The sequence below is a fragment of the Thioclava electrotropha genome, assembly GCF_002085925.2.
Classification (GTDB): Bacteria; Pseudomonadota; Alphaproteobacteria; order Rhodobacterales; family Rhodobacteraceae; genus Thioclava; species Thioclava electrotropha.
In genome coordinates this window covers 744,112-756,966 of record NZ_CP053562.1, presented here as the reverse complement: position 1 = coordinate 756,966, position 12,855 = coordinate 744,112, and the positions used below count along the sequence as shown (strand labels likewise).

Here is a 12,855-nt window from a genome sequence, read left to right as displayed (position 1 = left end):
ATGAAATCTAAACTTTACGCTCGAGTGGGTCGAATCCACCACTCGAAACGCATAGCGGCTACGCTCGGCTCCGAAAAGTAGCCCAGCATCAGCATCGACAACACTTCGGCCTGCGCCTTTTGCCACGGAAACCAATCTAGCCATAGCATTGTCCGGAGGCGCTCCACTGCCGAAAACGCAATGCCTGACGCGATATTAATTCCCTGCCCGACCACTTCGAGGCGCGTGCGTGTGCGCATGTGCAAGAGAGACCTACAGATGACAAAAAATTCCCAACCGCCAATACAGCCTTACCTTGCAATAATTAATGACTTAGTGCCACCAGGTTCGCCCGCAATGATGGATTTCGGCAGCCCCCAGCAGCGCATTAGAGAACATCCGGCGCTTGTTCCACTCCTGCAGACCTATCTCGCTGATCGCGCCCTCGGCGGACAGGGAGGGTCGGTCGGCGATGGAGCATTCGACGCCACACTGGTGCTCTCCTGGATCAGGGATCTAAGTCACCAAAGGCCGTCAATCGGGGAGCTATCAGCCGCGCCTCTGCTCGATTCGTGGTGCGCGATAGTCGAAGACGCCGTGCCCCTGCTTGTCGGGCGAGTCTCCGGCCACCCGCATCTGCGTGAGGGTGCGCGGGTTCGGACATCTCCTCTCATGAACCTTCAACCGAATGAGGGTTGGGCGCGGAGCTGCAACCGCTTCTATCGCTTGGGCGCACGCGATGAGGGCTTCTTCGAGACATTGAAGAGAGATGGACGGCTTTCTCCTAGCGTTCAACTCCTGCGCGCTGATCGGAGCTCCTGATCATGCCCGACGTGCTTATTTTAGGAGACTTGCATCTCGATCTCTGGATGCAGAAAAACCGCAACCCATTCGACGACCTTGAGCTCGAGCACGCTGAGCTTCTCATCATAGCTGGCGACCTCGCCAATAAGCCCAAGATCCGTTGGCGTCCGGCGCTTCAGCTGATCGGCCAGCACGTCGATCTCGATCGGGTTCATATCATCCCGGGCAATCATGACTATTACGATTTTCGGCTCGATGGCGACGACCGCCTCGCAGATCTCGCGCATGAAGCCGGCGCGCATCTCGCGCAGAAACGTGTGATCACCCATGAGCGCACGCGATTCGTCTGCGTGACGCTCTGGACCGACTTCGCGCTCGGGCCGGGAAGCGTTGCGGAAAAGTCGTCCCGCAGCGACTGGGTGATGAATGACTATCGCTATATTCGCGTCGCAGGAAGCGGCTACCGCAAGGCGCGGCCAGTCGACACCATCGCGAAACACCATGAGCATCTCGATTGGCTGCGAGGGCAATTGGCGACACCCTTCGAGGGCGAAACCGTCGTCGTCACGCATCATGCCCCGCACCCGGCTGCGCTCCCTCCGGGCGCGCCGCTTCCCTGGTGCTACGCCTCAGACCTGACTGCACTCATCGAGGAATACCAGCCCGAGAAATGGCTTTTCGGCCATACCCACCATGCTGCGGAATTTCGGGTCGGGCGCACGCAGCTGAAGAACGTCTCGATAGGATATCCAAAATGAAAGGAAAGAAGATGGCATATGACCACAATGATAGTCTTGGCAGCATAACACCAGACAAAAAGTTCCAGGAAGAAACCGGCCCTCTCACTTTCACGTATTTAATATACAATGCCACCAAGGATGACCTACACCTCATACCTAGGGTCCCAGGGCTGTATGTTTTGCTTAGTGGAGGTAAAATTTACTGTGGAGAAGCGGAAAATTTAAATCGCAGAATACGCGAAAGCATTCGCAAACAGGGCTTTGGAACAGTTATCCTCTACGTGACCCAAAACCTCATCGTGGATCTAAACCAAGAAATTCGCCAACAGCTCTGGAAAAGCCTCGAAACGGATGTCATTCGCGCACTAATAACCATCTGCCTTTATAACAAGATACGAATAGGAATAACCAACCAGCGCAAAGTCCGAGCGCTACCACCAGAAGCTTGGGAGGATGAAGAAAATTCACCCTACCGGGTTCCTATTAGAATAGCGCAGACTGCTCTTTATATGTCAGGAGTGCCAATCTCGCCACCGCGACGGATAAACGCGCACGAATACCTGCGAAGACTTTGGCTAATCAGGCCCCTTGAAAGCGAGGACGAGATCTACAGACTTAAAATAATCTGGGAGCCGAGAGTCGCCTCACCGCTAACTCAGCTATTCTTAAAGGATTTTAGAAAGCGAGATTAAGTGCCCTCAATCCTCGACGGCGCCTCGCCTCTTAGCCCATGCTACGGCCTGGGCAATCAGAGCGTTTACCTTAAACGCTGTGATGGAACAGGATGCGTTAGTTGAGCCCGCCGTCGTCGCGCTGCATGCGGTGCGCATGTCGAAGATCAGGGCGGGTGACATGGCTGCGGTCTTCGGCGCGGGGCCGATCGGGCTTTTGGTCGTCGAGGCGCTGCGCGTCGCGGGCGCGGCCCAGATCCATGTCGTAGACCCCTCAGTTGAACGCCGCGAGAAAGCGCTCGAACTCGGCGCCACCAGTGTCATCGACCCGATGGCGGAAGACCCCGTCGCGAAAATTCGGGCGGCCACCGGCGGTGTTCATGTCGCTTTCGAGGTGACAGGTGTGCCGCGCGTTCTGCCGCAATGCATCGACAGCACCCGCCACGAAGGTCAGACGCTGATCGTCTCGATCTGGGAGGGAGACGCTTCCTTCCAACCCAATACGGCCGTTCTGAAAGAGCGCCAACTGCAAGGCACCATCGCATACCGCAATGTCTACCCGGCAGTGATGGAGTTGATGGTGCAGGGCTATTTCAGCGCCGACAAGCTGGTGACCAAGCGGATCAAGATCGATCAGATCGTGGAGCAAGGCTTCGAAGCGCTCGTCGCAGAGAAATCCCAGGTGAAGATCTTGGTGGAAGCGTCAGAGTGAAACCTTACCGCTCGATCTCAGCTGCGCGCGCCGCATACTAAAACTGCGCGCAGCACATCGGTGAGTAGGTGACCTGCTCTCTGATCGTTGAACAGAATCTGGCACAATATAACCTACTCGTTGCACCTTCTGATCGGGTTGGTTGAGGTCGCTTCTCTGCCCATACACTAGCGCCGGTAGCTCGCCGCCAACCGGGCTCCCGCGCAGATGGATGAAACTTCAGTCGCGGGTCACCACGAAAAAGATGCGAACATCTTTCCTTTCTTCCTAAAGAGGATAGGGTCGTCACATTAACGTGTAAAAGACGGATCCCATCCGGGCATGCATTGGGGCACCGACAAGACAGGTTCAGTATTTCTGGAACGATGTGTGGCAATCGACATCGAGGTCGACCCATCGACGGCCCGCATATTCTCCCTTGCAGCTGCGAGCGCCGCCGTCGGGAGCGAAGCTCTCGTTCTAGGTGCCCGCGTTGACGCCGGTTTACCCAGGCTCGAGGAATTCTGCGCCGACTTCGACCACGTGATCGGACATAATATCCTGCGCCACGACCTGCCCCATTTGATGGCGGCATCGCCTCGCCTCGCGCGTCTCGCCCAAGCTCCAATAGACACGCTTTGGCTTAACCCGCTCGCTTTTCCACGTAATCCCTACCACCACCTGGTGAAGCATTATCATGACGGACGATTGCAGAGCGGTCATGTGAATGATCCCGAGTTCGACGCGAGGCTCGTCTTAGAAGTCTTGAGCAATCAAATCGGCGCCTTCGCGGAGATCGGGCGGCGATCTCCCGACGCCTTGGTCGCCTACCACTATCTCTGTAGCCGGATGCCCCGCAGCGATGGGTTCGATCGGCTCTTCACAGCAATTCGAGGCGCGCCGATGCCCGATATGGCAAAGGCCCGCGCTGCGATTGAACGTCTGCTTGAGGCGTCATCCTGTGCAACCCAGCGGAAGGAAGTCCTGAGCGATCTCGATGACAGCTCGCTCAGCTGGCCCCTGGCTTATGCACTGTCCTGGATATCCGTTGCCGGCGGCGACTCCGTGATGCCCCCTTGGGTCCGCGCGCAGTTCCGCGACGCCGCGCGGATCGTTCGCACCTTGCGCGACACGAGATGCGGCGACACTGCCTGCCAATATTGCGCGGCTCACAATGACCCCGAGCAAGCGCTGAGCCGCTGGTTCGGCTTCGAAAGCTTTCGTCCGGAGCCTGTCGATGAATTCGGTCGACCTCTTCAGGAACGTATCGTCGAAACTGCGATGCGGCGCGAAAGCCTTCTCGGAATTCTTCCGACCGGCACGGGAAAATCCATCTGCTATCAGATCCCTGCCCTTTCGCGCTTCGACAAGACTGGGGCGCTGACCGTTGTGATTTCCCCTCTGGTCGCGCTCATGGCAGATCAGGTTCAGGGCCTTGCACGCGCCGGAATTTCCACTGCGGTCACTATCAACGGCCTGCTTTCGCTTCCCGAACGGCAAGACGCCTTGGACAAGGTGCGTCTCGGCGAGGCTGCGATCTTGCTGATCTCGCCCGAGCAGTTGCGCAGCACTTCGGTCCGCTCCGTGCTCGCCCAGCGCGAGGTCGGCCTCTGGGTTCTCGACGAGGCACATTGCGTATCCAAATGGGGGCATGATTTCCGGCCGGACTACCGCTATGTCAGTCGCTTCATCAAGGAAAGTTCAGGCGAAGACGTAGCCCCCGTTCTCTGTCTGACCGCCACAGCGAAACCCGATGTCGTTCGGGACATTCGCGAGCATTTCAGCACGCGTCTCGGGTGCGAACTCACTCTGCTGGACGGTGGTGCATCACGGACGAACCTGAGCTTCAGCGTGTTGCCGACCCAGAGGCAGACGAAGCTGGCCGATATCCTTACTGCGCTTGAAGAGGATTTACCGGCAAGCGGGGTTTCAGGGGCTGTTGTTTATTGTGCCACTCGAAACTCCACCGAACGTGTGGCGGAATTTCTTCGACAGCAGGGGCTTGCGGCGGAGCGCTATCATGCGGGGCTTACCGCCGATGAGAAGCGCGAAATCCAGGAAGCGTTCCGAGTGGGTGAGTTGCGTGTCATCGCCGCCACCAACGCCTTCGGAATGGGCATCGACAAACCCGACATCCGGCTCGTCGTGCATGGGGATGTGCCGGGTTCTCTGGAGAATTACCTGCAAGAAGCCGGGCGTGCGGGACGAGATCGGGATCCTGCGAAATGTATCCTCCTATTCAATTCGGAAGATGTTGACCGGCAGTTCAATCTGAGTGCTCGCTCTCGCCTCGCCCGTCACGAGATCGGAGCGATCTTGAAGGCAGTCCGAAGGCTCGATGTTCGATCGGGTAAAAAGGGTGAAGTCATCGCCTCCCCAGGCGAAATCGTCCACGAGGAAAAGGACCGGGATTTCCAGCGGGACAGCGCCACCGAAGACACCCGCGTGAAGACAGCTGTGGCTTGGCTCGAAGAGGCGACACTTCTCCGGCGGGAAGAAAACCGCGTTCAGGTCTTCCCTGCTTCGCTTCTCGTGCGAAGCGTCGATCAGGTCCGCAAGATCCTCGATGCTGCGGAGATAACCGGAAATCGCAAGAAGCAACTTCTCGGCATCGTTCAGCATATCATCAACGCGCCAGCAGATGAGGGTATCTCGACCGATCAGCTGAGCGGCACAAGCGGCCTCACCGGGCCGGCATTGCGAAAGGCGATGACCGATCTCGAAGCGCTCGGGATCGCCAACAACGATACCAACATCACGATCCATATACATATTGGCGGCGCAACGTCTTCACGCGCACGCTTCGAGGCTGCAGCGCGGTTGGAGCGCGACCTGATCGCGCAGATGCGCGAGGACGCACCCGATGCCGATAATGGCGAACTATCGGCATTCAATCTTGCCGCGACGAGCCAGGCACTGCGCGAGAAGGGCCACGGCACGGTCCGTCCGGATCTCGTCGAAAGCCTCCTGCGCGGGATGGCGCAGGACGGGCGCGACATGGAAGGCGGGCGTGGCAACCTGCATTTGCGCAAAGCCTCGCGTTCGAGCCTGTTCGTGCGGCTGCAACGCTCATGGTCCGTGATCGAGAAGACTGCAGAATTACGCAGGCTCGGTGCGGAACGCCTTCTCGAGCATCTCGTCGGTCGCGTTCAGAAGGGGTTGCGCGGGAAAGACATCGCCGTCGAAACCACCTTGGGCGCGTTGCTCAGCGCCATCACCGGAGATGCGATGCTGCGCGGCTCCGTCAACGATCCGAACAAGCTGATGGATCGCGCCTTGCTCTGGTTGCACGAGCAGCAGGTCGTAGCTTTGGGCAAAGGGCTATCCGTCTTCCGTCCTACCATAACCCTGCATCTCAATCCGAAGGGCGGTCAATTCACGACGCAGCACTTCGCCCCTCTGGAGGATCATTACACCGAACAAACCATCCAGACGCATGTGATGGCTGCCTATGGCGAGAAAGGTCTCAATAGCATCAATGATGCAGAACGGTTGGCGGCCGATTACTTCGTGCTCGATCGCGACGCGTTCATGCGCCGCTGGATGCCCGGGCGCGGGACCGAATTTCGGCGGCAAGCCACGGGCGAGGTCTGGAAGCAGATCGTTGAAGACCTGGGCAACAGCACGCAGGAAAAAATCGTTCAGGACGAACGCGAACAGACGAATGTGCTGGTTCTTGCCGGGCCAGGTTCGGGCAAGACCCGCGTGCTCGTTCATCGCATCGCGTATCTAGTGAAAATCAAACGCGAGGATCCAAGTGGAATTCTCGTTCTCGCCTATAACCGACACGCCGCTGCGGAAATCCGTGAACGGCTTCGTCGCCTCATAGGCGACGATGCGCGTTTCGTGACCGTCTCCACCATTCATGCGCTCGCAATGCGGCTCGTCGGCGCAAGCTTTGCCGGCCGCGCCAGTGCGGAGGACCAAGATTTCGACACGCTCCTGATGGATGCGGTGCGCTTGCTTCGCGGTGACGGGCTGGACAAGGTCGAAGCAGAGGCGCTGCGCGACACGCTCATTCAAGGCTACCGCTGGATACTCGTCGATGAGTATCAGGATGTCGGCCCGGAAGAATATGCCCTGATCTCAGCCGTGGCCGGGCGGAGCTTAGAGGACCCGGATCTGCGGATCAGCCTTTTTGCCGTCGGCGATGACGACCAGAACATCTATTCCTTCGCAGGTGCGTCCATCCGCCATATCCGACAATTCGAGCAGGACTACAGCGCCAAGCCATTCTTCCTGACCGAAAACTATCGCTCGAGCCATCATATCATCACCGCCGCGAATGCCGTGATCGAGGCGGCCTCCGAGCGAATGAAACTGGGTCACGACATCACGGTCGACAAAGACCGGGCCAAAGCCCCACCCGGCGGCGTTATGGAGAGTCTGGATCCCGTGGCACAGGGGCGTGTGCAGATCCTGGGTTGCCCGTCAGGAAATGACGCACAGGCGATGGCGGCGCTAGAGGAAATGGTGCGCCTGTCGCAATTGATCCCGGACTGGACGTGGTCGCGGGCCGCAATCATCTCGCGAGACTGGCGCAAACTCGCGCCAGTGCGCGACTTTGCGGAAGCGCTCGGCATTCCGGTCGAGTTCGCGAACGAAAAACTGCCCGGGCTGTGGCGCATGCGCGAGATGCAGAGCTTCATAGAGGCGCTTCGCGCGGACCATGGGCGCGTCGTCTCGCTGGGCGATCTCACCGAAATTCTCAATGCGATCCCGTCCTCGCGCTGGACCGATCGCATCGGCGAGGGTCTTGGCCTGCTCGCGCGAGAAGTGGATGGTCGAAACCTACCGGCACCGGATGTGATCGAGTGGTTCGCCGAATGGTCACGCGAGGCCTGGGGCGAACAACGCGGTCTCAAGCTCCTGACAGCGCATCGGGCCAAGGGGCTCGAATTCGACGATGTTGTCATTCTCGATGGTGGTTGGGAACGCCCCTCGCGCAACGAAGATCAGGATGCGCCGCGCCGCCTGTTCTACGTCGCCATGACGCGGGCCCGCCGCAACCTGATCGTCATGAGCAACGACAATCACGAATATCTGCCCGCGCAGTCGGCCTCTATCGTGAGCCGGACGGCAAACCCGGATTTGACAGGCTTCCCGGGCCCGCGGCGCTACTATCAGTCGGCAGAGATGCGGATGGTCGATCTATCCTTCGCGGGCCGACAACGCGCAGGTCACCCCGCCCTACGTGCAATCCATGAAGCGAATGTTGGAAACGCGATCTCCCTGACGCTGGAGAATGATCGCTGGCATCTAATGGATGCTCAGGGCCGCAGCCTCGGTCGAATGTCGAAGAGTTTTGCTCCGCCACCGAATACACGTTTTGCCCGAGGCGAAATCGCCGCAATTCTGCGCTGGCGGAAGGAAAACGGCGACGAGGCCTATCACCATATGCTCAAGCGCGATGCTTGGGAGGTGGTGATACCGGAACTGGTATTCGAGGCGGATTAATTCACCGCAACGGCTACTTTCCCTCATTAGCAAGGGAAGCCATGCAGCCGAAAAGCCATTCTCGGACATCCTCTCGCCGGCGCCAAAGTCCGGAAAATTTGACTTTTCCGGACTTTCTCTGTGAGATTGACGCCTTCAATGGAGGTCGCCATGGGCGCACATGAGATCGTCGGAATGCTCGGGTTCCTCGCTTTTTGCGCGGCGGCGATCATTCCTGTCTTGATTGAACGCGCTCGCGACTACAAGCGTCTCGCGGCTGATTTTGGTGGCCTCACCGAGGAAGAAGTGCAATGGCTCAAGAGCCAACCGATCTCCGACGATGCCTACTTCGAAGACGGTGATGATGACGCCGGCGAGTAAAGTTTCGCGCGGCAAGGTCAGAGATGGTCGGGCCTCTGAAACCTCAGTTGCCCGAAGTCGCGAACCGTCGCAATTGCCGCTGTCAGTCGGCTTCGGTGCTCGTTCAACGACATGCCACACCCGAACTGCATATAAACGAGCACTTTAAGCGCCGGGCCCGCAGGTGCTCGTTCAACTTCACGGGGGTGCGCGATTCGCGCCGTGGCATACCGTCTATCAAGCACCCTTACCCCGCCGTAAGCCATTGATATGCTTTGAAACCGGGGTTTATGAAATACAGCAAAACGAGCACCCCGGATTTGGCGAAGTCTAGCCGCCGGCAAGGTGATCGGCTGCTTGGTTACTCAAAGAACAATGTGGTCGGACCGCTTCGTCGTCGTATCGCCGCAGGAAGGCCGCGAGCAGGAGCCCGCAGCCTCGAGAGAAACGATGAATCACCCGGTATCACCACCTGCAACCACCAGAGTGCTGCCGGTGATGTAGGACGCCTCTCGTGACGCAAGGAAGAGAATAGGCGCGACCTGCTCATCGAGTGAACCATAGCGTCCCATCATGGTCGAATTCTTGACCTGTTCGACCGCCTCCGCCATCCAGCCTTGCTCAGCCTCGGTGTCGCCTTTGGCATTACGCGGGATACGGCGAGGCGGCGCTTCCGTGCCCCCCGGAGCGGAGGCCACGACCCGGATATTTTCGCCTGCGACTTCCATCGCGAGGCTGGCCGTCAGCGCATTCACCCCTCCCTTGGCCGCCGAATAAGGCACGCGATGGATGCCGCGCGTGGCGTTGCTGGAGACATTCACGATGACGCCCCCACCCCGCGCGCGCAGATGCGGCAGGACCGCATGGCAGGACCAAAGCGTTGGCATCAAGGAACGTTGAATCTCGGCCTTGATCTGCGCAGGCTCGAACTCTGCGTAAGGCCGCATCCGGATTGCGCCCCCGACACCCGTCACGAGGATGTCGATCCCGCCGAACGCATCTATCGCTCCCTCCATGACCGCCTCGGCGCCCTCATAGGTTTCAAGATCGGCCACCACCGCTTTTGCCCGGCCCGGACTCGCAGCGTTGATTTCAGCTGCGACCTCGGAGACGAACTCCGCCCGGTCCGCAAGAAACACATCAGCCCCTTCCGCACAGGCTCGGGCGGCCACGCCAAGACCGATGCCTTGCGCCGCCCCGGTCACGACCATGACCTGCCCCGCAAAGCGTTCCGGGAAATGATCCGTTGCGCTCATGCGGCCTCCGAGGTGCTGATATCTGCGGGCGTGAACTTCTCGTAATGGAAGCTCGCAGGCACGATGTTCTTCTCCGCGAGGAAGTTGCGCACCGCCTCCACCATCGCAGGTGGCCCGCAAAGATATACGTCCAGATCGCCGCCACGCAGATCCGCATCGCTTAGGTGATGGGTGACATAACCTTTCTGCGGATGGACACTGGCCTCATCGGCCACACAGCAGGCGAATGTCAGGTTCGGCAAACGCTGAGACAGCGCCTCGAGCCGCGCAACCTCCACCAGATCGTCATCCGTCGTCACACCGTAGACGAGGTGAACCGGTTGCGAGGTTTCCCCGGTCTCGGCCATAACTTCGAGCATCGACAAAAGTGGCGCAAGGCCGGTCCCACCGGCCAGCATCAGCACCGGGCGCTGAACCTGCCGCAGGAAGAAGCTCCCATAAGGGCCTGTGAACGACATCTTCTCTCCGAGTGTCACTGTCTCTGTCAGATGCGTGCTCATCGCCCCGCCGGGCACGTTGCGAATGAGGAACGACGCCTCGGACGCACCGGGTGCCGAGCTGAAGGAATAGGAGCGGGTTTGCCCATCCGGGAGAGCGATATTCACGTATTGCCCCGGCAGGAAGTCGAGTGTCCCTGGGTCAGGCAGCGTCAACCCCAGCCGGATCGTCGTCGCCGATACACGATCGAGCGTGCTCACCTCGGCCGCGAACTCCGCAGGGGTCAGCTTGCAGCTCGACGAGGGCACAGGGACCGAGACGATGCAATCCCCCGAGGGCACCATCTGGCAGGAGAGAACATACCCCTCCTGCGCCTCGTCTTCCGACAAGGCTTCCTCGAGGAAATCATCCCCGAGATCGAAAGCCCCCTGCTCGCAACGGCACTTGCAGGTGCCGCAAACCCCGTCCGAACAGTCGACCGGCAGATTCACCTTCTGCCGATAGGCTGCGTCCATCACCGTTTCCATCGGCTTGACCTCGATGACACGGGTCACGCCATCTTCGAAATTGAGCGCTACGCGATAGCTCATGATTGCCTCCGATCACACATGATAGACGTCGATGACCTGATGGATGTAATCGTCCTTCAGGATCACTTTCTTGGCGGCAATCAGCGGCGTGTCGCCCGACAGATCCACCGTATAGAAAGACGTTCCGAAAAAGCTCGTCGTCGTCTTGTAGCGGTGGCTCAGCGTGTGCCAGTTGAACCGCAGATCGATCTCCGTTTCGCGCCGCTCGAGGATTTCGACATTGCTGATCATATGATTGGTGCGCGGCTCAGGCATCGTCGCGCCGGAGCGTTCGGTCTTGATCCGAAAAACCCGGTCTTCGAGCCCGGCCCGATCGGGGTAATAGATCAGCGAGACTTGGCTTTGCGGATCCTCGATCAGCTGATCGTCATCGTCCCAGGACGGCATCCAGAAGCTCGCCTCGGGCGCGTAACATTCGAGCCAGCGATCCCATTCCCGATCATCGAGCAAGCGCGCTTCGCGATAGAGAAACTGCGTGAGTGCGGTCAGATCATTTGTCAAAGGCGCGTTCATGCCAGTTCCTCCACGCGGCTCTCTGCCTTTTCTGCCTCAAGCGCCTTCAGAAGGGTCTCGGCCCAGAATTCGTGCTGACGAACGAAAAGCCCCTCATCTTCGGCACGCTCTGCGCTGAGGATCGGGTTCATGCCCATCGCCTTGGCGTTTTCATCGGGGCCGTTCTCCCAGCGGGTGGCCCCGCGGCTCAAGTCGTTCCAGACGCCATCCGCGGCGGCGTAGGCCTCTTGGCACGCGCGGAACTCTTCGAGATCGTCGGGCGTGCCCATGCCTGAGACGTTGAAGAAGTCCTCGTATTGCCGCAGGCGCAGCGCGCGCTCTTCCGGCGGCTCGCCGACGGGGGCGAAGCAGTAGATTGTGATCTCGGTCTTATCGACGGAGATCGGACGCACCACCCGGATCTGGGTCGAGAACTGATCCATAAGGTAGACATTGGGATAGAGGCCGAGATTTCGCGTCTGGTTGACGATGAAGCTCGTCTTCTCCTCGCCCAGCCGTTCGGCCAGCGCGTCCTTGTGATTCCAGATCGGGCGCACCTCCGGGTTCAGTGTCCGGGTCCACAAAAGGATATGCCCCTGCTCGAAGCCGTAGACACCACCCGTGGATTTCGACCAACCATTGGCATCGACGGCCTTGGTGCCCTCTTCCTTGCGGTGCCCCATCGTGGCGGAATAGTTCCAGTGAACCGAGCTGACGTGATAGCCGTCTGCGCCGTTCTCCATCTGCAGCTTCCAGTTCCCGTCGAAAGTGTAGCTGGAATTTCCGCGCAGAACCTCGAGCCCCTCAGGTGCCTGATCGACGATCTGATCGATGATGACACGGGTTTCGCCAAGATGCTCTTCCAAGTCCGCCACGTCGGGGTTTAGAGACCCGAAGAGGAAGCCCTTGTAGCTGGCGAATTTCGCAACCTTCTTGAGGTTATGCGACCCATCCCGGTTGAAGGCTTCCGGGTAGGCACCGGTCTTGCCGTCTTTCACCTTCAGCAGCTTGCCCGCGTTGTTGAAGGTCCACCCATGAAACTGGCAGGTGAAACTCGACTTGTTGCCATGCTTGCGACGGCAGAGCGTGGCGCCGCGATGCGCGCAGGCGTTGACCACGGCGTGCAACTCACCTTCCTTGTCGCGGGTGATGATGATCGGCACACGCCCGATCCAGGTGGTAAAGTAGTCGTTGTTCTGCGGGATCTGGCTCTCGTGGGCAAGATAAACCCAGTTACCCTCGAAGATATGCTTCATCTCGAGTTCGAACATCTCTTCATCGGTGAAGATGTCGCGGCGACAGCGGTGAATACCGGTCTCTGGGTTCTCGATCACCGCGTTCTCGATACGGGATTTCAGGTCGTTTGCCATAGGTCCTCCTCCAATCTGGCGCGTTCCT

10 protein-coding genes are annotated in these 12,855 nt (G+C 59.1%); 6 read left to right on the top strand and 4 right to left on the bottom strand.

Translation table 11 applies throughout. The features are described 5' to 3' along the window. Positions 1-180: 180 nt before the first annotated feature. The 6 genes from AKL02_RS21285 to AKL02_RS03805 all read left to right on the top strand — a co-directional run bounded on the left by AKL02_RS21285 (position 181) and on the right by AKL02_RS03805 (position 8,702). Positions 181-801, top strand: a complete 621-nt coding sequence (locus AKL02_RS21285; protein ID WP_408648113.1) for a DUF6634 family protein — start codon at positions 181-183, stop codon at positions 799-801. A gap of 2 nt (positions 802-803) precedes the next feature. Beyond that, a complete protein-coding gene (locus tag AKL02_RS03825) occupies positions 804-1,541 on the top strand; it encodes a metallophosphoesterase (RefSeq protein ID WP_083079729.1) in 738 nt (245 codons plus the stop codon). After that, positions 1,538-2,215, top strand: coding sequence for a GIY-YIG nuclease family protein (locus tag AKL02_RS03820; protein ID WP_133052004.1), 678 nt, complete (start codon positions 1,538-1,540; stop codon positions 2,213-2,215). The genes AKL02_RS03825 and AKL02_RS03820 overlap by 4 nt, the downstream gene beginning before the upstream one ends. Before the next feature lie 82 nt (positions 2,216-2,297). Further along, the gene (locus AKL02_RS03815) at positions 2,298-2,906 is read left to right on the top strand and encodes a zinc-binding dehydrogenase (protein WP_269780190.1); all 609 of its coding nucleotides are present in this window, start codon (positions 2,298-2,300) and stop codon (positions 2,904-2,906) included. A gap of 321 nt (positions 2,907-3,227) precedes the next feature. Beyond that, on the top strand, positions 3,228-8,342 hold the full coding sequence (locus AKL02_RS03810) for a RecQ family ATP-dependent DNA helicase (RefSeq protein ID WP_083079731.1): 5,115 nt from the start codon (positions 3,228-3,230) through the stop codon (positions 8,340-8,342). Between the two features lie 150 nt (positions 8,343-8,492). Next, positions 8,493-8,702, top strand: coding sequence for a hypothetical protein (locus AKL02_RS03805; RefSeq protein ID WP_083079733.1), 210 nt, complete (start codon positions 8,493-8,495; stop codon positions 8,700-8,702). 434 nt (positions 8,703-9,136) lie between these two features. Here AKL02_RS03805 and benD read toward each other — a convergent pair whose 3' ends face one another. From benD to AKL02_RS03785, 4 genes are read right to left on the bottom strand one after another with little or no spacing between them, the layout of a single operon-like run. Then, positions 9,137-9,937 carry a benzoate diol dehydrogenase BenD gene (benD, locus tag AKL02_RS03800; RefSeq protein ID WP_078599787.1) on the bottom strand — a complete coding sequence of 267 codons (801 nt, stop codon included), beginning with the start codon at positions 9,935-9,937 and terminating at the stop codon, positions 9,137-9,139. Next, on the bottom strand, positions 9,934-10,965 hold the full coding sequence (gene benC, locus AKL02_RS03795) for a benzoate 1,2-dioxygenase electron transfer component BenC (protein ID WP_083079735.1): 1,032 nt from the start codon (positions 10,963-10,965) through the stop codon (positions 9,934-9,936). Before benC ends, benD begins: the two co-directional genes overlap by 4 nt. 12 nt (positions 10,966-10,977) lie before the next feature. Continuing rightward, complete coding sequence (gene benB / locus AKL02_RS03790) at positions 10,978-11,478, bottom strand: benzoate 1,2-dioxygenase small subunit (RefSeq protein ID WP_078540055.1); 501 nt, start codon at positions 11,476-11,478, stop codon at positions 10,978-10,980. Beyond that, on the bottom strand, positions 11,475-12,827 hold the full coding sequence (locus AKL02_RS03785) for a Rieske 2Fe-2S domain-containing protein (protein ID WP_083079737.1): 1,353 nt from the start codon (positions 12,825-12,827) through the stop codon (positions 11,475-11,477). Before AKL02_RS03785 ends, benB begins: the two co-directional genes overlap by 4 nt. Positions 12,828-12,855: the final 28 nt, after the last annotated feature.